The sequence below is a fragment of the Sphingopyxis sp. 2PD genome, from assembly GCF_005503695.1.
Lineage (GTDB): Bacteria > Pseudomonadota > Alphaproteobacteria > Sphingomonadales > Sphingomonadaceae > Sphingopyxis.
Map to the genome: position 1 here is coordinate 274376 of NZ_SCMU01000002.1, position 23003 is coordinate 297378.

Here is a 23003-nt window from a genome sequence, read left to right on the forward strand (position 1 = left end):
GAAAGGGTCTGACGCAACAGTGCCCGGCTGCGACAGACCCTCCCTACGCCCTCCCCGACCGGGGAGGGGGAGAGGCCGGATCAGAACTGGCCGCGCAGCGTCACGCCATAGGTGCGCGGTTCGCCGGGGAAACCGACGAACAGCTGGTTGGCGGTACCGCTGAGCCCGCTCGATGCGGGCGCCGCGACGGCACGGAAAGTGCCGCCGCCCTGCAGCGGCATATCGGCGCCGATCTGATAATAACGCTTGTTGAACAGATTCTGCCCCCACAGCTCGACCCCCCAACGCCGATCGGAGCCATAAAGGCCGATCCGCCCGTTGAAGATCGCAAAGCCGTCCTGCACCTTTTCGACGTCGAGGTCGGAACCGGTGTTGGTGTCGCTTTGCAGGCGGGTGTCGAAATAGACGAGGCCGCTCATCCCCGAACTGCCGATCGGCGGTGTCCAGCTGATCCCCGCGGTCGCGACATAGCGCGGCGCGTTCGACACCCCGCGGCCGGGCAGCTGGAACAGCACTGGCGACAGTGGCCGCCCGCCCGTGCCCACCAGGTTGCGGCGATAGAGGGTGTCGACATAGGTCAGCCCCATGTTCACCGACAGATAACGCGCGGGGCGAATGAACGCCTCGATCTCGACCCCTTTCGACCGTACCCCGGGTTTCAGCCGGTTGGCGGCGCAGCCGCCGGTGGTCGCCGATCCGTCGGCGTCGGCGCCGCCCAGATCATCCTTGCACGCCTGGATATTGGTGACCTCGAAATTCACCCCGTTGAAGGTGTTGAGCTGGTAATTGCTATATTCCTGAAAGAAGGCCGCGACGTTGAGGTCAAAGCCCGGCCCGTCAAATTTGACCCCGATTTCATAGGCATCGACCTTTTCGCTGGCGAACTGCAGGTCGCTCGCTTCGGGGCGTCCGTTGCCGCTGGTGTTGGCGGGCAGCGCCAGCCGCGCCGCGCAGGCGGTGTCAAACGTGACGTTGCAGGTGCGGTCGAGCGCCGAAAAGTCGAGGTTGAACCCGCCCGCCTTATACCCCTTGGACACCGAGCCATAGACAAGCAGCTCGGGGGTCGGTTTCCAGCTGAGCACCGCGGTGCCGGTCCATTCATTGTCCTTGAACTTCGTTCCGGCGGTGCCGCGCGGCAGATCGGGCGCGGTGCCGTTGATCACGCAGGGCAGGGTCGCGAGCGACTGGAACGGCGAATTGACCACCAGCGGACAGATGCCGTTGTTGAAATTGGCGTCGGCATCCAGCGTCTTGCGCTCGCTGGTATAGCGCGCGCCGATCGTCAGCGTCAGCATATCTTCGACGATGTCGAAGCTGTTGTGGGTGAAGACCGCGAAGTTGCGGCTTTTCTGGGCAAAGGTCGATCCCTGGTCGCCAGTGCCGTTGATCGCCAACGTCGGCTGGCCGAGCGCCGCGGCGAGCGAGCCGAAACCGGGGCGCGCCGGGTTCGCGATCAGCGCCGACAGCAGCGGGATCGACGCGCGGCGTGGGTCGCCGACCGGCAGCGCCGACAGCGCGGTGATCGTCCCCTGCACCACCGGCACATTCACGCATTGCGGGTTGGTCGGCAGCACCGCGGTCGGCAGCGCACTGGCGAACAGCAGGCAGTTGGCGAACTGTTCGTAATTATTGCCATAAACAATGTCGTCATCGACATCGAGTTTCTCATTGGCGTAATAGCCGCCGACCAGCCAGTCGAGCCGCCCGTCGAACGCCTCGCCCTGCAACCGCAATTCCTGCGTGAACAGGCGGAAACGGCGGTCGAGGTCGGTGCGGCGCAAGATGTCGAGGGCGCTGAAATCGGCGTCCTGGCCCTGCGCATTCTTGTAATCGCGATAGGCGGTGATCGAGGTCAGCGATGCGCCGCCCAGATCCCAGCTGAGCTCGCCCGACAGCCCCCAATCCTTCGTATCCGAACGATAGGTCACGCCGGGGGTCGTCGCCTGGGTCCGGATGAAGCTGGTGCCGGTGGGCGGCACCTGATGGTTGGCGCCGAGCGCTTGCAGCACCGGCAGCAACGTGTTCGCCGATGCGATGGGGAAACCGTCGGCGCCGCGCGTCAGGTTGCGCACCGGATTGAGCAGCACGCCGCCGCAGCAATTCTCGCTGCGCTCGCTGTAATCGGCAATCAGGCGCAGCTTCACCGTTTCGCTCGGTTCGAGCAGCAACTGGCCGCGCGCCAGCCAGCGGTCGCGGTCGTTGATGTCGGGCTCGCCCGCGGTCGCATTTTCGATAAAGCCGTCGCGACGTTGCCACACCCCGTCGACGCGCACCGCGGCCTTTTCGCCCAGCGGCGCATTGACCATGCCGTCGACGCGCCAATAGTCGTAATTGCCGAAACTGACCGACCCCTTGGCGCCGAACGCCCCAAGGTCCGGACCCTTGGTGACAATGTTGATCAGCCCGGCGGTCGAGTTGCGGCCGAACAAGGTCCCCTGCGGACCGCGCAGCACTTCGACGCGTTCGATGTCGCCGAGTTCGGACAGGCCGACCCCGGTGCGGCTGCGATAGACGCCGTCGATGAACAGCCCGACCGAGCTTTCGAGGCCGGGGTTTTCACCCACCGTGCCGATGCCGCGGATGCGCGCCGAGAAATTGACCTCGCTGGTCGCCCCCGACACCAGCAGCGACGGCGCCACTTGACCCAGCGCGCGCACGTCGGTTGCGCCGGTCTTTTCCAGCGTCTCGCCGGTGACTGCGGACACGGCGATCGGCACGTCGGACAGCGCCTCGCTGCGCCGGGTGGCGGTGACGATGATCGTCTCGTCGCTCGTTTCGGCCCCGGCGTCCTGCGCCGTGGCGGGCGTCGCCAGCAGGGCAAACGACAGCGACACGCCGACCGCGCTGGCGCGCAGCAAACCGGCGGTACGGCTGGAAATATTGGTCATGGATCTGGCCCTCCTCAATCGGTCAAATTTTGCGGGAGAGCGGCACGATTTCTTGTTTGTGGCGGAGCCTATCATGACATCGCGGTGGCTGGCCAGTACCAGCCCGCGCCGTAACGTCATTGCGCGCCGAGCGCGGCTTTTCGGTCACAGCTGTCAGAGGTAACAGCTTGACGGGCGCGGCGGCGTTTCGGGGCAAAAAAAGAGGGCGGGACCGATGGTCCCGCCCTCGCTGTCGTCAAGGACGATGTGCGGTCAGAACTTGCCGCGCAGCGTCACGCCATAGGTCCGCGGTTCGGCCAGGAACTGCGAGAAGATCTGGCGGCCGCCCGGATATTGCGGGTCGACGAACGGTGCTGCCGTCGTCCCCGCCTGGAACGGCGAGTTGAACGCGACCTGGGCGTAGTTTTTGTTGAAGATATTCTGCGCCCACAATTCGACGCCCCACTTCTCGTCGGGGCCGCGCAGGCCAAGGCGCGCGTTGAACAGCGCATAGCCATCCTGCGCCTTTTGCGGGAACAGGTCGGACCCGGTGTTATAATCGCTGGTCATGCGGCCATCGATATAGACCAGGCCGGTCAGCCCGCTGCTCCCGATTTCGGGCGTCCAGGTCACGCTGCCGGTCGCGACCAGTTCGGGCGCGTTCGACAGATTGTTGCCGGGCAGCTTGCGCAGCGCCGAATCGAGCGGCGTGCCATTTTTGGTGCCGACCAGGTCGCTGCGATATTTGGTGCGAGCATAGGTCAGGCCCGCCGCGACGCGGAAGTTGCGCGCCGGGACCAGCTGCGCCTCCAGCTCGAACCCCTGCGTGCGGACGCCGTAGGTGACATCGTCGGTCGCACAGGTGCCGGTGGCGTTGCTGAGGTCGGTATCGGCGCCGGGGCCGCCGACCAGATTGTCACAGCCGTTGATCGTCTGGACCAGGAACACGGTGCCGTTGAAGGTGTTCAGCTGGAAATTGCTGAAATCCGACCGGAAGGCCGACAGGCTCAAGCTGAACGGGCCCGTCGAATATTTGGCACCGATTTCATAGCTGTCGACCAGTTCGGGATCGAACTGGAGATTGCCGACGAGCGCCTGTGCGCCTGCCTGTCCGCCAAAGGGCACGATAGGCGACTTCAGTGCCGAACGATCGAGGTTGAACCCGCCCGCCTTGTAACCGCGGGCAAAGCTGGCATAGAGCAACAGGTCGTCGATCGGCTTGTACGACAGGATTGCCGTGCCGGTCCATTCGTCCTCGCTGCGCTTGTCGTTGATCGACACGCCGTTGAGTTCCGCGGTGGAATTGCCCTGACAGCTGAGACCGATCAGCGCACCCGCGAGCGCGCGCGCGGTGGCGGTGGTCGCCGGATTGGTCGCATCGTCGAGCACCAGCCCCTGAACCGTCGTGCAGACGGTATTGTCGTTGCCGAAGGTCGCATTGAACTTCTTTTTGTCGTTCGTGTAGCGCAGCCCCAGCGTCAGGTCGATCTGATCGGTGATGTGCACGATATTGTGGGTGAAGATCGCCCAGTTGGTACCGTTCTGGAAATAGCGGTCGTTGGTCGAGCCGCGGTCATTGAGCCCATCGAGCGCGGTGAAGGCGGCGACGATGTCGGCGCCCGAAATCGGCCCGCTCGCCCCGGCAATCGTCGCGGGCCCGACGCCGGGCGCAACGCACAGAGGACTGGTCGGCGAATAAAGGCCTGCGAGACCGCCGCCCGAGATGATCCGGCAGTTGGCGAAGCGACCATATTGGCTGCCGAACCGCAGATTGTCGCGAACGGTCAGCTTCTCGTTGGCGTAGAAGCCGCCGACCAGCCAGTCGAGCGTTCCGTCGAACGCCTCACCCTGCAGGCGTAGCTCCTGAGTGAAAGTGTGGAACTGGCGATAGGCATCGTCGCTCGGGGCGCGATAGAGGATGTCGACCGCGCCATAGTCGGTGTCCGACGCCTGGCCCGAACGATATTCGCGGTACGCGGTGATCGACGTCAGCGTCGCGCCGCCGAAATCATAGTCGATCTGGCCCGAGAAGCCGTAATCCTTGGTCTGGCCCTCGAAGCTGCGCCCCGGGCTGACCGAGATCGCGCGGCCATAGCCCTGATTGAACGCCGACAGCGGCTGCCCCAGGTCGCGCAGCACATTGATGATGTTGTTGCCGTTGGGCTGCAACGGTGCCAGCGGCGTCGACGGGTTGTTGAGGTCGCCGATATACGGATTGACGCTGTTGTCGACATAGGTCGCGGCGCAGCATTTTTCGTCGCGATAGGTATAATCGGCGATCAGCCGGATCGACAGTGCGTCGGTCGGTTCGAACAGGATCTGGCCGCGCAGGAAATAACGGTCGCGGTCGTTGACGTCGGTGTTGTTCGTCGTGTCGCGATAGAAACCGTCGCGCTGGACATAGACGCCGTCGAGGCGCGCCGCGATCGTTTCGCTGAGCGGGCCGGTGACGCTGCCGGTAAAGCGCAGAAAGTCGTAATTGCCATAGGTGATTTCGCCGTTGGCGCCGAAATCAAACTCGGGCTTTTTCGAATAGATGCTGATCAGGCCTGCCGACGAGTTGCGGCCGCCCAGCGTGCCCTGCGGCCCGCGCTGCACTTCGACGCGGTCGATTTCGCCCAGTTCGTTGAGGCCGATCCCCGAACGCGAGCGGTAAACGCCGTCGATGAACACGGGGACCGAGCTTTCGAGGCCGGGGTTGTCGCCGACGGTGCCGATGCCGCGAATACGCGCCGAACCATTGGCTTCCGACCCGGTCGACGAGACGAGCAGCGACGGGGCGACCTGGTTCAGCTGGCGAATGTCGTTGGCGCCGCTGTTCTGCAGCGTTTCGGCGTTCACCGCCGAAATCGCGACCGGCACGTCGGACAGCAGCTGCGAGCGGCCCTGCGCGGTCACGATGATCGGCGTGTCGTCGCTGTCATCGACGGTTTCGGCGGCGGGGGCGTCCTGCGCAAAGGCGGGCGCGGCCACGACGGCCATGGCGATCGACACACCCAGCGCCGTGGTGCGCATAAATCGGGCAGCACAAAGGGAAGATGATTTCATGTCGGGCACTCCTCTCAAAATTTCATTATTTTTGTTGCCGCGGGAACATAACTCAATTGCGTGTTCGATCCAGCGAAACGCCCGCATTTGCGTCGTTTTTGGCAGGGTGATGCTTTTTGGTCACAGCCAAAAAAGCGCCCGTTCGGCGATGTTTAGCGGCTAGTTTGCGCGTCGGATGCGGCTTGCCGTAGCGTCATCGCGCGTGCGACCAGCGCAGGGGAAGCAAAGTTGGCGGTCCCCCGCGACCAGCATCGCGCGATAGGGCCCGACAAAATTTTCGGCGATCACCGGGTCGGTGACGGCGAGTCCGCCGGTCAGGGTGCCGAAGGCGGGCAGAATCAGACGCCGGTCGTCGCCCGCGAAGCAGGGGCGCGACACATGGCGGCCGCGGACGGTCAGCCGCAGCTTGGGGTGGAAATGCCCCGAAACTTCGGGGCGGTTGTCATGGGCCACGCTCTGGTGCCGAAACACGATGCCGTCGGCGACATGCTCGTCGGCGATCTCGCCGCCCCACGCGCCGCCGGTCAGCCCGTCATGGTTGCCCGCGATCCACAGGAGCTGCGTCGCGCTCGCCTGTTCACGCAGGCGCGCGGCGATTGCCGGGACGATGCGCGCGGCGGCATCGCGGTCGTGGAAACTGTCGCCGAGGCACCAGATCGCGCGCGCGCCGGTTGCGGCGGCGAGCCGCGCCAGCCGGTCGAGCGTATCGTGGCTGTCATAGGGGGGCAGCGGCTGGCCCAGCGCCGCATACCAGCTGCCCTTTTCCAGGTGCAGGTCAGCGACGATCAACGCGCCGTGGCGCGGCCAGAACAGCGCGCGATCGGCCAGCATCTGAAAGGACTGACCGGCAAAGGAAAAGGGCGCGGCGGCGGACATCGCGCCGCTATGGCAAAGCGATCCGGGTCTAGCTACCCCGCGCAGACATATTCGCGGCAAAGCGTTGCCCGGTTTGCCGGGTCGCCCCGTCGGGCAGGTCGAACACGACACGCCGGTTCGGGAAATCGATCTCGACCCGGTCGAACAGCGACAGGCTGTCCATGCCGAGCAGCAGCGCGGGCCGGTCGTGAAGGCCGAGGACGCGGAACGCCTGGCTGTCGGCAAAGCTGACGGGCAGGTCGTTAACGTCCATGCCGTTGATGACGATGCGCTTGATCGCGGTGCGCACCGCGGGGACGTCCTCACCCGTCACCGCGGTGAGCTCGGTCGCGTCAAAGGGCAGGCGGTTGGCGCGCCGTTCGGCGACGAGCCTTTGCAGCGCCATGTTGCCGACGCTGGTCTGCGCGCCTGTGTCGACGATCACGTCGATGCGTTTGCCGTGCAGCCGCGCATCGGACAGGATCAGGCGCCCCGCCGAATTGCGCGCGGTGACGACGATCGCGTCATCATCCTTGATCAGCGACGGGGCGCGGCGGCGCGTTTCCAGAATCTGCATCGATTCCTTGCGGAAATCGATCAGCACCCGGCGTTCCTCCAGCATGTCGACGCCGATCAGGCCCGCGGCGCCGATGTGGCGGCCGTGAAAGGCGGGCGCCTCGACCGATGCCAGATGCAGGTTCGACATTTGCAGCGCCGCGATGCGGAAACTGGGGACGGTCGCCGACCCGCCGATCGTCGCGAGCCGCAATTTGCCGCCCTCGGCAAGCCCGAGCCGCGCGGCGAGTTCGCGCGCGATGACCGTGCGCTCGGCGCCGGTATCGACCAGAAAGGCGAACGGGCCTTTGCCGCCGACCATGACCTGAACCGACATGCGCCGCGTCGCGTCAAGGTCGAACGGCTGGATGAAGGGGACGATTTCGCTTGTAGTGGCCGGTTCGATCAGCGCGTCGACCGCGTCGGCGGCGGTCGGCGGCGGGGTCGGGGCCGCTATGGCGGGCGGCGCGGCGGGGGGTGTTTGGCTGGCGCCGATCAGCACCGGCGCGGCGAGTATTGCCGTCCAGAACATCGACCGCCTGAATAGGTGGGTCATCGCGGGCATCCTCTATATGTTTTGCCGCAATCTACGCCTCATCCGGGCTGGCAGCAAGCGAAACGCCGAGGTGACATCTTATCCTCCCTGTAGCGCAGCGATGGGGAGGGGGACCGCCGCCGCAGGCGGTGGTGGAGGGGCAACGAGGGCAGTGCCAAAGCCCCTCCGTCAGCGGCCACGCCGCTGCCACCTCCCCATGGCTTCGCCACAGGGAGGAGCGATCAATTCGACCCCATCGCCTGATCCGCGAGCGTGTCGGCGAGCTCGCCGAGCAGCGCATCGTCGACATCGGCGCCCGCGACGCTTTCACGCCCGATCAGCACCAGCACCGGGATTGCCAGCGGACTGATCCGCTCCAGCTTATGGTGCAGCATCGTTCCCGCCGCTCGGTCGAGCAGGTCGCCAAGCCGCGCGACGTCGGTCAGCCGCTCGCGCGCGTCGGCCCATGCGGCCTCGAGCAGCAGATGGTCGGGTTCATATTTGCGCAGCACGTCGAAAATCAGGTCGGTCGAAAAGGTCACCTGCTTGCCGGTCTTGCGCTTGCCGGGATGCTGGCGCTCGATCAGCCCGCCGATCACCGCGACCTCGCGGAATGCCCGCTTGAGCAGGTGCGATCCCTCGACCCACTGGGCAAATTCATCCTCGAGGATCGCGGGGTCGAACAGCGCGGCCGGATCGGCGACCGGGCGCAGCGACCAGATCGCCAGCGCATAATCGGAGGCGACGAAGCCCAGCGGCTGCAGCCCGGCGCGTTCCATCCGCTTGGTGATCAGCATGCCCAGCGACTGGTGCGCGTTCCACCCTTCGAAGGGATAGGCGACCAGATAATGATTGCCCTCGTGCGGGAAGGTCTCGACGAGCAACTCGCCGGGTTGCGGAAGGACCGATCGCAGCGCCTGCATCTCCAGCCAGAAGCGCACATCGGCGGGGAAACGCTGCCAGCACGCCGGGTCGGCGAGGAACCCGCGCACGCGGTCGGCGAGCCGTGTCGTCAGCGCCATGCGCGCGCCGACATAGGAAGGGATGCGCGCCGGTTTGCTCGTCGCACGGACAAGAATGTCGGTGTCGCGGATGCCCTCGACCTCAAGGCTGAGGCCGGCAAAGGCGAAGGTGTCGCCCGGCGACAGCGTGCTCGCGAAATATTCCTCGACCGTGCCGAGGCGCCGTCCGTTCCTGAACCGCACGTCCAGCGTCGGGGCATCGACGATGATCCCGGCGTTGAGCCGGTGCTGCGCCGCGAGCCGCGGATGCGCGATCCGCCAGCCGCCCTGCCCGTCGGGGGCAAGGCGGCGGAAGCGGTCGTAGCTTTTGAGCGCATAGCCGCCATCGCGCACGAACCCCAGCAGCCGGGTGAAAAGCGTGGCGTCGACCCATTGATAGGGCGCGGCGCTACGAATTTCGGCGAGCAGCGCATCCTCCCTAAACGGCGCGGCGCAGGCGAGCGCCATCACATGCTGCGCGAGCACGTCGAGCGCGCCGGGGCGAAAGCGGTCGGCGTCGCGCTCGCCCGCCTGCACCGCATCCAATGCCGCCTGCGCTTCCAGATATTCGAAGCGGTTTCCGGGAACGATCAGCGCCTTGCTCGGCTCGTCGAGGCGGTGGTTCGCGCGCCCGATGCGCTGGAGCAGCCGCGACGACCCCTTGGGCGCCCCCATCTGGATCACGCAATCGACGTCGCCCCAGTCGAGCCCGAGGTCGAGGCTGGAGGTCGCGACGAGCGCGCGCAGCCGCCCCTCTGCCATCGCCGCCTCGGCGCGCTGGCGCGCCTCGCGGTCGAGGCTGCCGTGGTGGATCGCGATCGGAAGCGACAGGTCGTTGACCTTCCACAGCTCCTGAAAGATCAGCTCGGCCAGCCCGCGGGTGTTGCAGAAAATGATCGTGGTGCGGTTCCTTGCGACCTCGGCCATCACCTGATGCACCGCATAACGCCCCGAATGCCCCGCCCATGGGACCGCGCCGTCGGGCAGCAGGATCGATATGTCGGGATCGGCCCCCGCCTCGCCCGCGACGATCGTGACGCTGTCGCCCGCCGCGCCCGGCGCCAGCCATGCGGCATATTGCGCGGGATCGGCGATCGTCGCCGACAGCCCGACGCGGCGCATGGCGGGGGCGATGTGCTGCAATCGTGCCAGCGCGAGGCTCAGCAAGTCACCGCGCTTGCCGGGTGCGAAGGCATGGATCTCGTCGATCACCACCGTCTTGAGGTCCGCAAACATCGTGAAGCTGTCGGGATAGGAGAGCAGCAGCGACAGCGATTCGGGGGTGGTGAGCAAGATATTCGGCGGTCGGCTGCGCTGGCGCGCCTTCTTGTCCGACGACGTATCGCCGCTGCGGCTTTCGACGCTGATGGCGAGGCCCATGTCGGCGATCGGACCGAGCAGATTGCGTTCGACGTCGGCGGCCAGCGCCTTGAGCGGCGAGACATACAGCGTGTGCAGCCGGTCGGTCGAATGCTCAGCCAGATCGACAAGCGTCGGCAGAAACCCCGACAAAGTCTTCCCTGCCCCCGTCGCCGCGACGAGCAGCGCATGCTCCCCGCGCGCCGCCGCGCCAAGCATATCCGCCTGATGCCGCCGCAGCCGCCATCCGCGCGCGGCGAACCAGTCAGTGAAGGGGGCGGGGAGGCGCATGGGGACGATGTGGCGGTCGCAGGACGCGGGGGCAAGCGTTTCGGGTGAGGTTGGTTCGTGATGTCCGAGGCGAGGAACGGCTGGAAACGACCGATTGCGGACGTGTCTTCTCCCCTCCCTTTTAGGGAGGGGCTGGGGGTGGGTAGCCGCCGAAGGCGGCATTCTGCCTCGGCTCGCTTCGCTCGCGCCCACCCCTAACCCCTCCCTGAAAGGGAGGGGATGGCTTAAAACCACCCCAAAGCCGCCATTCCTATAGCCCAGCCGCCATTGCCTTCAACAGCCCACGCCAATGCTCGCCCAGCCGCCGCTGGAGCAGCATCAGTTCGAAGCCGTGACGCGCGACGTGGTTTTGCGGGATGCTGTCCCAGCCGCGATGCTCGACCGTGACGCGCGTTTCGGCGCCGACCGCTTCGAAGTGGACATCGACCTCGGTCGCCTGATCGCCGCGAAAGCTCGGCAGGCGCCAGCCGAAGGCCAGCCGCTCGCCGGGCAGCCAGTGGCGCACCGGACCGATTTCCCACTCTTCGCCATCGTCGAAGCGCGTGACGAGGCGGCCGTCGGGGCCCGCGGGATCGAAGCGCAGCGTCCCGTCGCCGCGCCGGCTGAGCTGGAACAGCGGATGGCTTTGCCACCAGATGCCGATGTCGCGCGTGAAGGCGGTGAACGCCGCCTGGGGCGTCGCCGCGACGCGCAGCGCGACGATGACCGCGGCGCTCATTCGCCGCCCTCGACATGGACCTTGAACGCGGCGAGCTGGTGCGTCCACAGCGCCTCGGTCTCGGCAATCCATTGCTTGAGCTCGGCGGTCGCGCCGTCTTTCAGCGAATAGATGCGCACGCGCGCGTCGAACGCGGGGTGGCCGTCCTCGACCAGCCCGCCCTCCTTGAGCGCCTTCAGATGCCGGCTCATCGCGGGCGGCGCGAGACCGAGCTCGCGCGCGAGGTCGCCCGCGCTGCGCGGCCGCCGACCGAGCAGTTCGATCGCGCGCCGCCGCACCGGGTCGGCGAGCGCGCCGAGCGTCCGGTCGAGCGCCGCGCTCAATCTTCGAGCCGCGTCTTGGTGGTGAAGCCGCCAGCCGCGTCCCATTCGCTCGGCGTTTTCGCCTCGACGGTGACGCCGAAGGACCAGATATGTCCTTCGCGATCCTTGGCGCGATAGGTGCGGTCGCCGTAAAATTGCGTCGCGGGCGGCGCGACGATTTCGGCGCCCGCCGCGCGCGCAGCCTCGCAATGCGCGTCAATGTCTTCGCCGAGGGCGAGCTGGACGCTTACCGACTGGGTGTTCTTGCCGCCGATCGATTGCGGGCTCTTGTGATCGTCCGACCATTCGGATCCAATCATCACGACCGACGCGCCGAAGGTCATTTCGCCGTGGGCGAGCTTGCCGTCGGCATCGACCAGCGCGAACAGCGGTTCAAATCCGAACGCCTCCTCGAGCCAGCGATAGGCGGCGTTGGGATCGCGATAGCAGACGGTGCTCGCCAGCCCCTTTGGTCGTTGCGTGTCGGTCACCGGTTTCTCCTTCGATTCGCATTTTGATTTTGCATATCTAGAATAATTTCTGAAAATTAAAAATAATATTTGCGAAAAAGATGATAGAGCGAGCCATGACCCAATCGATCGAACAATCCGTGCGCGAAGCCTATCAGGAAGCGCTCCCCCTTTGCGGGCGGGGCAAGGTCGCCGACTATATTCCCGCGCTAGCAAGGGTCGATCCGAACAAGCTCGGTTTTGCGCTCGCGCTCCCCGACGGCACCGTCCTCACCTCGGGAGACGCCGATGAAGTCTTCTCGATCCAGTCGGTGTCGAAAGTCTTCACGCTGGCGCTCGCGCTGCGCCGCGTCGGCAGCTCGCTATGGGACAGCGTCGGACGCGAGCCGTCGGGCAGCGCGTTCAATTCGGTCGTCCAGCTCGAAAGCGAGCACGGCATCCCGCGCAACCCGCTGATCAACGCGGGGGCGATCGCCACGACCGATCGGCTGATCGACGGGCGGGACGGCGACGCGGTGGCCGAAGAGATTGTCGAATTCATGCGCGCCCGCGCGGGCGATGACAGGGTCGAAATCGATTTCGACGTCGCTTTTTCCGAATCCGAAACCGGCGCGCGCAATCGCAGCTTGGCGCATTTCATGGACGCCTTCGGGAACCTTAAACATCCGGTGGAAACCGTCGTCGGCGTCTATTTCCGCCAATGCGCGATTGCGATGAGCTGTCGCCAGCTCGCCCGCGCCGGACTATTCCTCGCGATGGAAGGCCGCGACCCGCTGACCGGCGAGCAATTGATCGAGCCGCACCGCGCGCGCCGCATCAACGCGATCATGATGCTCTGCGGCCATTATGACAATTCGGGCGAATTCGCCTTTCGCGTCGGCCTGCCGGGCAAGAGCGGGGTCGGCGGCGGCATCCTCTGCATCGCGCCGGGGCAGGGGTCGATCGCGGTGTGGTCGCCGGGGCTCAACGAGGCGGGAACCTCGCTGGCGGGCGCTGCGGCGCTCGAACATTTCGCCTATGCGGCGGGCTGGTCGGTGTTCGACTGATTTTGGCCGATCGGGAAACGACACCGGCCCGCCAGAATTGGGCGGGTGGGCCGGTGCCAAGCTCAATCGTCGAGCAGTGCTAGCTTGACGCGCGCGGTGCCGCTGCGGTGCATGCCGATTTCGCGCGCCGCGGCATGGCTCACGTCGATCACGCGGCCGTGCGAAAATGGCCCGCGGTCGTTGATGCGCACGACGATGCTGTCGCCCGTCGCGACGTTGGTGACGCGCACGCGGCTGCCAAAGGGCAGGGTGCGATGCGCCGCGGTCAGCTGGCCGGGGTCAAAGCGTTCGCCGCTCGCGGTACGGTTGCCTGCGAGTTCACGGCCGTAATAGCTCGCCATCCCGCCGCCAATTTCGGTTTCGGCAAAGGGTTCGGAGACGTCAGCGGCAACGGCAAGGTCGGCAGACGCGGCGGCAAGTGTGATACCGGGCTCGGCCGGTGATTCCTGCGCCGCCGCGGGCATCATCAGGCACAGCGGCAATGCGGCGATCGTCAAGGCACGCATGACATTCCCCCTCTTTCGGTGCGCTCGCCTTTGATCCCGCTCTCCTGCTCCCGCAAGCACAGCGCGGCATGGCGAGCCGAAAGTGCGGCGGGCGGATCAGCCTTTTTCGATGCCCAATTCGGCCAGACACGCCGCGCCGTCGGCCACCAACGCCGCCTGCCGCGCCGCGTCCCAGCGCGCCAGAGTGCGATACATCGGTGTCATGCGCGGGTTGTTCGCCAGCCGATCGCGGTGGCGAATCAGGAACGGCCAGTACAGGCGGTTGAACGGGCAGGCGCCGCTCCCCGCCTTCGCCTTCACGTCATAGCGGCAGCCGCGGCAATAATCCGACATGCGGTCGATATAGGCGCCGCTCGCCGCATAGGGCTTTGACGCGAGCAGGCCGCCGTCGGCGAACTGGCTCATGCCGACCGTATTGGGCAGCTCGACCCATTCATAGGCATCGGCATAGACGGCAAGGTACCAGAGGTGCAGTGCGTGCGGGTCGATCCCCGCCAGCAGCGCGAAATTTCCCGTCACCATCAGCCGCTGGATATGATGGGCATAGGCAGTGTCGCGCGTCTGTTCGACGCAGGCACGCACGCACGCCATGTCGGTGTCGGCGCTCCAATAGAAATCGGGCAGCGGATGGCGGGCATCCAGTGCGTTGCGCTGGGCATAATCCGGCCCCTCGCGCCAGTAAATGCCGCGGACATATTCGCGCCACCCCAGGATCTGACGAATAAAGCCCTCCGCGGCGTTGATCGGCACATCGCCCGCGCGCCATGCGGCATCGACGCGCCAGCACACCGCGCGCGGGTCAAGCAGGCCAATGTTGAGGTAGAGCGCGATGACGCTGTGATAGAGCCAGGGCTCGCCCGCCAGCATCGCGTCCTGATAATCGCCGAAGCGCGGCAGCGCGTCGGCGACGAAGGCGTCGAACTGTGCCTCGGCATCTTCCGCTGTCACCGCGAACCAGAAATCGTCCAAGCTGCCGAAACGATCGGGAAAGCGCGCCGCGACCATAGCCAGCACATCTTCCGTAACCGAATCGGGTGCAATCTGCCGCGGCCGCGGCATCAACAGATCGCGCGCCGCGGGCTTGCGATTCTCTGCATCGAAATTCCAGCGCCCGCCCGCCGGATCGTCCCCTTCCATCAGCAATCCGGTCGCGCGCCGCATCTGACGGTAAAAATACTCCATGCGCAGGGCCTTGCGCCCCTCGGCCCACGCCGTGAAATCGGCATCGCTGGCGAAAAAACGGTCGTCGGGGCGAACCTCCACCGGCACCGCGATCGCCGCCGCCCAGCCCGCCATCTCCTCGCGCAGCCGCCATTCGCCCGCTTCGGTGACGACAATGCGTTCGGCGCCGTGGCGGATCAGCGCCCGCGAGACCTCGCCCCGCAAGCTGCCGCTGTTCGGCGGATCGTCGAGCTTGATATAATCGACCGTCCAGCCCGCGGCGCGCAGCGCGTCGGCATGATGCCGCATCGCGCTGAACACAAACGCCAGCTTCTTGCGGTGATGCCAGACATAATCGGCCTCCGCCGCAACTTCGCCCATCAGAATGACCGACGTAGAGGGGTCGGTACCGCGCAAGCTGCTGATGTCAAAACTCAGCTGATCGCCGAGGATCAGGATCAGCGTGTAGGCGGCCATAATTGGCGCTGCCTCGCCGTCAGACGTCCAGATTCGCCACCGACAGCGCGTTGGTCTGGATGAAATCGCGCCGCGGTTCGACTTCGTCGCCCATCAATCGCTCAAAGATTTCGTGCGCGATGTCGGCCTGTTCGGCCTCGACGCGCAGCAGCGAACGATTGGCGGGGTCGAGCGTGGTTTCCCAAAGCTGCTCGGCGTTCATCTCGCCCAGCCCCTTGTAGCGGCTGATCGACAGCCCCTTGCGGCTGTGCGCGAAGATCGCTTCGAGCAGTTCCGACGGACGCGTGATCGGCGTGACCTTGGCGGTGCTCGCGGCGGGCAGATCGGCGTCGCTTGCCTCGGCATCGCCTTCGGCAATCTCCGCCGCGGCGATCGCGGCGGCATCGGCGGCGAGGGCCGCGGCGCTGCTGCCTTTCACCAGGCGGCTCGGGTGCGCATAGGTTTCGGCCTGTTCCGCGGCGAGCTTGTGCAGGCGGCGGCTCTCCTGGCTGGCGAGGAACGCCGCGTCGATCCCATGATGGTCGCTGACCCCGCGCCAGCGCTTTTCGAGCGTGTAGCCGCCGTCGTTCGCCACCACCGTCCAGCTCGCTTCGGCGCCGCCGGTCAGCGCGCGTTCGGCGGCATTGAGCCATTCGGCGGCGCGCAGCGCGGCTGCAGTGCGACCGGTGCTGTCGAGCGCCGGATCGAGCGCGCCGTTGAGCGCCAGCGCCTCGACCAGCTCGTAATTATGGCCGCGCGGCACATAGCGCATCAGCGCGCGGAGGCGGCGGCCATGTTCGATCAGCTCGCGCAGGTCGGCCCCCGACCGCGCGCCGCCCGTGGTTTCGAGCATCAGCGCGTCGATGCCGCCATCGACGAGATAGTTTTCGAGCGCGCTGTCGTCCTTCACATAGACTTCGCTGCGGCCCTTGGCGACTTTGTACAGCGGCGGCTGCGCGATGTAGAGATGCCCGTTCTCGATGATCTCGGGCATCTGCCGATAGAAGAAGGTGAGCAACAGCGTGCGGATATGCGCGCCGTCGACGTCGGCGTCGGTCATGATCACAATCTTGTGATAGCGCAATTTTTCAAGGTTGAACTCGTCGCGGATGCCCGTGCCGAGCGCCTGGATCAGCGTACCGACTTCCTTCGACGAGATGATCCGGTCGAACCGCGCGCGCTCGACGTTCAGGATCTTGCCCTTCAGCGGCAGGATCGCCTGCACATGCCGGTCGCGGCCCTGCTTCGCCGATCCGCCTGCCGAGTCACCCTCGACCAGGAAAAGTTCACACTTGCTGGGGTCGCGTTCCTGACAGTCGGCGAGCTTGCCGGGCAGGCTCGCGATGTCCATCGCGCCCTTGCGCCGCGTCAGTTCGCGCGCCTTTTTTGCGGCCTCGCGCGCCGCGGCGGCGTCGACGACCTTCTGGATCACCGCCTTGGCATAGGCGGGATTTTCCTCGAGCCATTCGGTCATCCGGTCGGCCATCAGGCTTTCCAGAGGCTGCCGGACTTCGGACGACACCAGCTTGTCCTTGGTCTGCGAGCTGAATTTGGGGTCGGGCAGCTTGACCGACACGATCGCGGTCAGCCCTTCGCGCATATCGTCGCCGGTCAGCGAGACTTTCTCTTTCTTGAGGATGCCCGACTTGTCGCCATAGCCGTTGATCGTGCGGGTCAGCGCAGCGCGGAAGGCGGCAAGATGGGTGCCGCCGTCGCGCTGCGGGATGTTATTGGTGAAACACAGCACATTTTCATAATAGCTGTCGTTCCATTCGAGCGCGACGTCGATGCCGATGCCGTCGCGCTCGCTGCTGATCGCGATCGGATCGGGCAGCAGCGCATTCTTGTTGCGGTCGAGATATTTGACGAACGCCGCGATGCCGCCTTCGTAAAACAGGTCATGGCTGACATGCTCGGCGTGGCGGGCGTCGACAAGCTTGATGCGGACGCCCGAATTGAGGAAGGCGAGCTCGCGGTAACGATGCTCGAGCTTTTCGAAATCGAACTCGAGGACGTTTTTGAACGTCTCGGTCGACGCCATGAAGGTCACGCGCGTGCCCTTCTTGCCCGCAGGAGCCGGACCCGTGACCTTGAGCGGCGCGACCGAATCGCCATGTTCGAAGCGCATCCAATGTTCTTCGCCGTCGCGCCAGATCGTCAGCTCCAGCCACTCGCTAAGCGCGTTGACGACGCTGACCCCGACCCCGTGCAGGCCGCCCGACACCTTGTACGCATTGTCATCGCTGGTGTTCTCGAACTTCCCGCCGGCGTGGAGCTGGGTCATGATGACCTCGGCCGCCGAAATGCCTTCCTCGGCGTGGATGCCCGTGGGGATACCGCGACCATTGTCCTCGACGCTGACCGATCCGTCGCTGTTCAAGGTGATCAGGACCAGGTCGCAATGGCCTGCGAGCGCTTCGTCGATCGCATTGTCGCTGACTTCGAACACCATGTGATGCAGCCCCGACCCGTCGTCGGTGTCGCCGATATACATGCCGGGCCGCTTGCGCACCGCATCCAGGCCCTTGAGAACCTTGATCGAATCGGCGCCATAGGCGTTGGTGTTGGGCTGGTTGGAAGGCGCGCTTGGCGCGCTGGATTCGGGCGTGTCCGTCATATTGATTATATAGGGTCGAAGGCCGCAAAACCCAAGCGAAAATGCGGGTCTTGGCCAGTTTGTGACGAGCGTTGCATGGTCCCGTTGCGACGGCTAGATTCGCGCCATGAAAACCACTCCTTCGCCTCGCTTTTCGCCCCGCCTTTCGCTGGCGTTCGCTGCCGCGCTCGCGGCGCCGCTGGCGGCGTGCAGCCAGCCCGCGCCGCCCGCCGAAAACGCTCCTGCTGTATCGGGCGAGCCGCTCGCGACGCGCGCGGTGATGATCGGCACCGAAGGACCGAGCCTGCCCGCCTGCTCGAGCATCAGCCGGGTCAAGCCGGGTGGCACCGATGTGTTCTGGGCACCGGGTGAAACGCGCGCGGTCAAGGCAAAGCTGGCCGGCGGTGCGAATGTGTCGCTCTGCGAAGCTGCCGAGAATGACGCGTGGTTCGGCATCGTCTTCGCCGCGCCCGGCACCGATCCCGACATGTGCGGGGTCGGCAAATCGGTCGCCAGCGCGCGCGAATATCAGGGTCCGTGCCGCTGGGGCTGGATCCGCGGCGGGACGGTACAACTGGGAGGATGATGTAAGCCGTCGCCCCCGCGAAGGCGGGGGCCGCTGTCGTTTTACACAGCGAAGCAGAACTAGGCTGTTAGCGGCCCCCGCCTTCGCGGGGGCGACGGGCAGCTACCGGCAGTCCTCGATCACCCGCCCGATTTCCGATTGCACCGGCAACGTCATCGCGCCGCCCCCCGGCACTTCGAGCGCAAAACGGCCGCGGCTGAACGCGATACGGTCGAGCCGGGGATCGCGGCTCGGCAGGGCAGCGCTGCCGCCGTCAAAGCGGATCTGGTCGGTCCCGGCGCTGGTGCGCAGGCTGACTGCCCCGGCCAGCGCCGACGTCAGGCGGATCATATCGCCGCTGCACGCCATGGTGAGCAGCGGATTGGCGCTGCCGGTCGGGACGAAGGCGGCGGCGCGGCTGCCCGCGTCATAACGCCAGCTGCCCGCATCGACGGCGCGTTCTTCCCAGCCGCGCGTCGGGGTCGGCAGCGGCGCCGGGGTCGGTGCGGCGGCGACCGGCGCGGGTCGCGGCGGCGGCGGCGCGGGGGTCGGCACCGCGGCGCAACCGGCAGCCGCCAGCAATAGCGGCACCGCCAGCCCATATCGTGTCCACATCACCTGCCGCCTCATATCAAAATCCCTGCCAATCGATCACTTCATCCAGTCCCACGCGCGGCACCGGCCACTGGTTCACCGCGGCGCTTTCGTCGGCATAGCCGATCGCGAGGCCGGTGAACAAAATCTGGTCGTCGCCGAGCGCCAGCGTCTGCCGCACGGTTTGGCCATACATCGCCCAGCATTCCTGCGGGCAACTGGCGAGGCCATGCTCCACGAGCAGCAGCATCACCGATTGCAGCCACATCCCCATGTCCGACCATTGCGGCGGCCCCATGATGCGCGAACAGTGGAGGAAAAGCATCACCGGTGCGCCGAAACCCCGGTAATTCTCCACGAACTGAGCGAGGCGCCCCGCCTTGTCCTCGCGCGGGATGCCGAGCGACGCGTAAAGCGCTTCGCCGACGCCGAAGCGCCGCACTTCCCACGGATCGGTCAGGCCTCTGGGATAAATGTCATATTCGGGCTGGTAGCCTTCGCGTCCCATCGCCAGTCGCGCGGCCACCGCGTCCTTGACCGCCGCCCACGGTTCCCCGGTCAGTACCGTCGCCTGCCACGGCTGGAGATTGCCGCCCGACGGCGCGCGCTGCGCCGCGCCGAAAATCTCGCGGAGCAGTGCGGGATCGACGGGCTGGTCGGTGAATTTGCGCACCGAGCGCCGCTGGTGCAGCGCGGCGGTCACGGACATCGGATCAGTCGCTGGCATATTTATCCTCTCGCCGTTTGCCGAACAGCAATTTGCGTTCGAGCCGGGCTTTCAGTTGGCGGTAATAGCTGAGCAGGAAGACGTCATCCTCTTCGGCGATCGCGCGGCCGATCTTGGCGCGGATCGTGTCGGCGACCTCGCGCATCGCGCGCGCGTCCTTGCTGCGCAGCACGCGTTCGAGCTCCTGCAACTCGAAAATGCCATAGACCGAAAGCTCGGCTTCGCTGAATAGCATCGCGTCGCCCGCGGCATCGGTGGCGATGTCGGCGTCGAGCTTCACCCGCTGCGCCATCACCACCCAGGTTCCGGCGATCAGGTCGCCCATCCGCATCCGGTCGCGGTTGAATAGCAGGAACAGGCTGAGCGTCAGCGACCACAGCACCCCCGCCAGCATCGTCCACCCCGACACCGCATCCTCCGCCGCGCCGACGCCGACCATCATCAGCGGCAGGAACAGCTCAAGCTCGCGGATCAGGTTGCGCGCGACCACCGTATCGGCGGTCAGGCGGCCGCCGTCGCGCGCAACGACGCGAATGCCCATCAGCCGTTTGCCCGGCGTTGCGGCGCGCGATCCGAGCTCGAAGCCGACGAACCAGAAGGTACGCAGCACAAAGGCGCCGAGCATCCAGACGACGATCGTGATGTCCGATTGCGACGCAAAGCCGATCCACAGCATGACCAGCGAAAAGAGGAACAGCGCCAGCACGATCAGGATGAGGTCGACCAGCAACGCGCCGAACCGCAGCCCCGAACTCGCGATCTTGAGCTCGAGGTCGACCCCCTCGGGGGTGATGAACTGGCGGACTTTCTTTGCCCGCGCCGCGCGCGATTTGGCGTTGGCCTGTGCGGCGGTGGCGTTCACGTCACATCCTCGCGGCGCGGGAGGTAATAATAGCCGATCCAGAACAACAGCATCAGCGTGCCGATACCATAGCGCAGCATCGTGTCGGTGATCAGCTGGCGCCCGAACCCTTCGAGCAGCCCGGCCATGAACAGCATCAATATGACCCCGATCATCACCTTGCCCGCGGTCCGCCCGGCGTGCGAGGCCGCCTGCAACCGGCTGCGCGCGCCGGGAAACACCACCGCGGCGCCGATGCGCAGCCCGGCGGCACCCGACAGCGCCGCGGCGAACAATTCGGTGGTGCCGTGGATGAACAGCCAGCCGCCGAAATCGAACCCCAGCCCCTTGCCGGTAAACACCGCCATCATCGCGCCGAGACCGATGCCCTGATAATATTCGAGCATCATCGTCGGGACGCCAAAGGCGAAGCCGAGCGCAAAGGACAGGATCGACACGCGGCTGTTGTGGGTGAACAAATATGTCGCAAAGACGTGAAGCCCGCTTTCGCCCTCGCCCGCCGCCTTGCCATGGCCCAGCGTCGATTGCAGAAATTCCTTGGTCGCGCGCGGGTCGCGCCCGCCCGCCATGTCTTCGCCGACGAAATTATAATACCATTCGGGGTTGCTCGCGACGAGCGAGTAGCTGGTGATCGCGCCGAGCAGGATGATCAGCGAAATGATGATCGTCTCTTTCCACACCGACCGCACCGCCGCGGGCCAGTCGTAGAGGAAAAAACGGCGGATGCGGCTCCAGCGCGTCTCGCGCACGCCATAGACGAGGAAATAGCCGCGGATCGACAGCGCCTCTAGATGGTCGAGCAGCGCCTTGTCGAGGCTCGTCGCGCGCGCGATCGACAGCGATGACAGGGTGGCGCGATAGAGCAGGGGCAGCTGCAACAGCTCGTCGCTGGTCAGCGCCTTGGCACCCTTTTTCTCCAGCTTGGTGAGCAGCAGGTCGAATGCGATCCAGTCGGCCTCGCGCTCGGCGCGAAAGCGGCTGGCCGAAAAGCTGGGGGCGTCGAGCGCGCGGGCGGGGGGCGCCGCGGGGATCACAGCGTGCCCGCCCGCTTGATGCCCAGATAGGCCTCGATCGCGCTCGCCCCCATCGCGTCGGCGGGGACTTCGAGCACGTCGGCGCCCAGCCGCTGCAGCCGCGCGATCACCAGCAGGCGGTCGCGCAGCATCGCTGCGGCGACGTTCGACCGCGTGACATCGGCGCCGGTTTCGGGGCGGCGGCGTTCCTCGCCCTCGACCTCCTCGTCGCGGATGACGACGAACAGCAGCCGGTGCTTCTTGACCAGCCGCCCGGCGGCCCGGATCATCAGGTCGGCGCTCGTCGCATCGGTGAATTCGGTGAACAGGATAATCAGCGAGCGGCGGTTGAGCTGCGCGCCGAGCGTGGTCAGCGCGAGGGTAAAATTGCTCTCGACATGGGCATAATCGATCAGGCTCGCGGCGCGCTGCAACGCCGGGAAATCCTGCGTGTGCATATAGGCGGGGGTCAGCGCCTGCGGCTTGGCCGCGAAGGAGAACAGGCTGATCCGGTCGTTCAATTTGAGCCCGACATAGGCCAGCAGCAGCGCCGCCGACACCGCGCGGTCGACGCGCGGCATGCCGCCGACGGGTTCGGCCATCGTCCGCCCGCCGTCGATCGCCAGCACGACGCGGTTGTCGCGCTCGACGCGATATTCCTTGGCGAGCAATTTGACGTGGCGCGCCGACGCGTTCCAGTCGATCGCGCGCCGATCCATCCCCGGCTGATATTCGGCGAGCGCTTCATATTCGCTTCCCTCGCCGCGCAGGCGTTGCTGGCGAAGGCCGAACCAGCTGTTGCGTTGGAACAGGCGGCTGCCTTCATCGGTCACCGCGCGCAGGCTGGGGACGACGCCGATCATGCCGTCGATCGCAAATTTGCGCTGTTTCCAGACCAGCCCCAGCGGCCCCGCCCAGCGGATCCACAGCGCCTCGATCGCCGCCTGCCCGCGCCGCGACGCGGTGAGCGGCAGGGTGCGGGTCAGCGCTTCGCCGTCGCTCGTCCGGCGCATGTCGCTCGCGAGCCGTCCACCCTCGACAAACCGCTCGTCGAGCGCGAGCGCCAGTTCGGCGCGCGGCGGCACCGCGCGCCCGCGCGCGGCGAGCGTCAGGTTGAACGGATCGCCGACCCCGACCTGATGCGGAAAACGCGCATCGAGGCTGAGGTGGCGCGGACTGGCACCCGCGACCGTGTCGAGGATCAGGCATGCCAGAACCACCCCGATCCACCCGGGCGCTACCAGCCACAGCTCTGGCCGCACGAGCCCCAGCGCGAGCGCCATCGGCGCGCCGAGCAGCAGCAGGTAGATTGCGCGACGGGTGGGGTAGATCATGCGAGACCATCCTCCCTGTGGCGAAGCCATGGGGAGGTGGCAGCCCGAAGGGCTGACGGAGGGGCCGTGACACTACCGTTGCCGCCCCTCCACCATTCGCTTCGCGAACGGTCCCCCTCCCCATCGCTGCGCGACAGGGAGG

The 23003-nt window shown here is 66.2% G+C and carries 18 protein-coding genes; 2 read left to right on the forward strand and 16 right to left on the reverse strand.

Going from position 1 to position 23003, the window contains the following annotated elements; genetic code table 11:
* Window positions 1-80 precede the first annotated feature (80 nt).
* From FFS18_RS03160 to FFS18_RS03195, 8 genes are all read right to left on the reverse strand, one after another.
* Window positions 81-2888: a TonB-dependent receptor gene (locus FFS18_RS03160; protein ID WP_137869713.1), complete on the reverse strand. Its 2808-nt coding sequence runs from the start codon at window positions 2886-2888 to the stop codon at window positions 81-83.
* 252 nt (window positions 2889-3140) lie between these two features.
* The gene (locus tag FFS18_RS03165; protein ID WP_137869796.1) at window positions 3141-5882 is read right to left on the reverse strand and encodes a TonB-dependent receptor domain-containing protein; all 2742 of its coding nucleotides are present in this window, start codon (window positions 5880-5882) and stop codon (window positions 3141-3143) included.
* 192 nt (window positions 5883-6074) lie between these two features.
* A complete protein-coding gene (gene pdeM / locus FFS18_RS03170) occupies window positions 6075-6791 on the reverse strand; it encodes a ligase-associated DNA damage response endonuclease PdeM (RefSeq protein WP_137869714.1) in 717 nt (238 codons plus the stop codon).
* Window positions 6792-6819: 28 nt separating this feature from the next.
* Window positions 6820-7881, reverse strand: coding sequence for a retroviral-like aspartic protease family protein (locus FFS18_RS03175; RefSeq protein ID WP_137869715.1), 1062 nt, complete (start codon window positions 7879-7881; stop codon window positions 6820-6822).
* A gap of 221 nt (window positions 7882-8102) precedes the next feature.
* Entirely contained in the window at window positions 8103-10511 is a 2409-nt protein-coding gene (locus FFS18_RS03180) for a ligase-associated DNA damage response DEXH box helicase (RefSeq protein ID WP_137869716.1), read from the reverse strand.
* Between the two features lie 250 nt (window positions 10512-10761).
* Window positions 10762-11229 (reverse strand): SRPBCC domain-containing protein, encoded by a 468-nt coding sequence (locus tag FFS18_RS03185; protein ID WP_137869717.1) that lies wholly within the window; start codon window positions 11227-11229, stop codon window positions 10762-10764.
* Complete coding sequence (locus tag FFS18_RS03190) at window positions 11226-11552, reverse strand: ArsR/SmtB family transcription factor (RefSeq protein ID WP_137869718.1); 327 nt, start codon at window positions 11550-11552, stop codon at window positions 11226-11228. Before FFS18_RS03190 ends, FFS18_RS03185 begins: the two co-directional genes overlap by 4 nt.
* Window positions 11549-12022, reverse strand: a complete 474-nt coding sequence (locus FFS18_RS03195; protein ID WP_137869719.1) for a VOC family protein — start codon at window positions 12020-12022, stop codon at window positions 11549-11551. The genes FFS18_RS03190 and FFS18_RS03195 overlap by 4 nt, the downstream gene beginning before the upstream one ends.
* Before the next feature lie 95 nt (window positions 12023-12117).
* Between FFS18_RS03195 and FFS18_RS03200 the strand changes: the two genes are divergently transcribed.
* Window positions 12118-13047, forward strand: coding sequence for a glutaminase (locus FFS18_RS03200; protein ID WP_171005207.1), 930 nt, complete (start codon window positions 12118-12120; stop codon window positions 13045-13047).
* A 62-nt stretch (window positions 13048-13109) separates the two neighbouring features.
* Here the strand turns inward: FFS18_RS03200 and FFS18_RS03205 are convergent, their stop codons facing one another.
* From FFS18_RS03205 to gyrB, 3 genes are all read right to left on the reverse strand, one after another.
* Window positions 13110-13553, reverse strand: coding sequence for a septal ring lytic transglycosylase RlpA family protein (locus FFS18_RS03205; protein WP_137869721.1), 444 nt, complete (start codon window positions 13551-13553; stop codon window positions 13110-13112).
* 96 nt (window positions 13554-13649) lie between these two features.
* Window positions 13650-15191: a cryptochrome/photolyase family protein gene (locus tag FFS18_RS03210; protein WP_137869722.1), complete on the reverse strand. Its 1542-nt coding sequence runs from the start codon at window positions 15189-15191 to the stop codon at window positions 13650-13652.
* A 19-nt stretch (window positions 15192-15210) separates the two neighbouring features.
* Window positions 15211-17787, reverse strand: coding sequence for a DNA topoisomerase (ATP-hydrolyzing) subunit B (gene gyrB, locus FFS18_RS03215; RefSeq protein WP_137869723.1), 2577 nt, complete (start codon window positions 17785-17787; stop codon window positions 15211-15213).
* Window positions 17788-17893: 106 nt separating this feature from the next.
* On the opposite strand from gyrB, the gene FFS18_RS03220 reads away from it, so the two are divergent.
* Complete coding sequence (locus FFS18_RS03220) at window positions 17894-18352, forward strand: hypothetical protein (protein ID WP_137869724.1); 459 nt, start codon at window positions 17894-17896, stop codon at window positions 18350-18352.
* A 102-nt stretch (window positions 18353-18454) separates the two neighbouring features.
* Here the strand turns inward: FFS18_RS03220 and FFS18_RS03225 are convergent, their stop codons facing one another.
* Genes FFS18_RS03225 through FFS18_RS03245 form a run of 5 tightly spaced genes read right to left on the reverse strand, consistent with a single transcriptional unit; the run spans window position 18455 to window position 22861 of the window.
* Entirely contained in the window at window positions 18455-18946 is a 492-nt protein-coding gene (locus tag FFS18_RS03225; RefSeq protein WP_137869725.1) for a hypothetical protein, read from the reverse strand.
* 16 nt (window positions 18947-18962) lie between these two features.
* Complete coding sequence (locus FFS18_RS03230; protein ID WP_249340267.1) at window positions 18963-19634, reverse strand: nitroreductase; 672 nt, start codon at window positions 19632-19634, stop codon at window positions 18963-18965.
* 4 nt (window positions 19635-19638) lie between these two features.
* Window positions 19639-20514 (reverse strand): RDD family protein, encoded by an 876-nt coding sequence (locus FFS18_RS03235; RefSeq protein ID WP_137869727.1) that lies wholly within the window; start codon window positions 20512-20514, stop codon window positions 19639-19641.
* Window positions 20511-21548 (reverse strand): stage II sporulation protein M, encoded by a 1038-nt coding sequence (locus tag FFS18_RS03240; RefSeq protein WP_137869728.1) that lies wholly within the window; start codon window positions 21546-21548, stop codon window positions 20511-20513. Before FFS18_RS03240 ends, FFS18_RS03235 begins: the two co-directional genes overlap by 4 nt.
* Entirely contained in the window at window positions 21545-22861 is a 1317-nt protein-coding gene (locus tag FFS18_RS03245) for a DUF58 domain-containing protein (protein WP_137869729.1), read from the reverse strand. Before FFS18_RS03245 ends, FFS18_RS03240 begins: the two co-directional genes overlap by 4 nt.
* Window positions 22862-23003 lie beyond the last annotated feature (142 nt).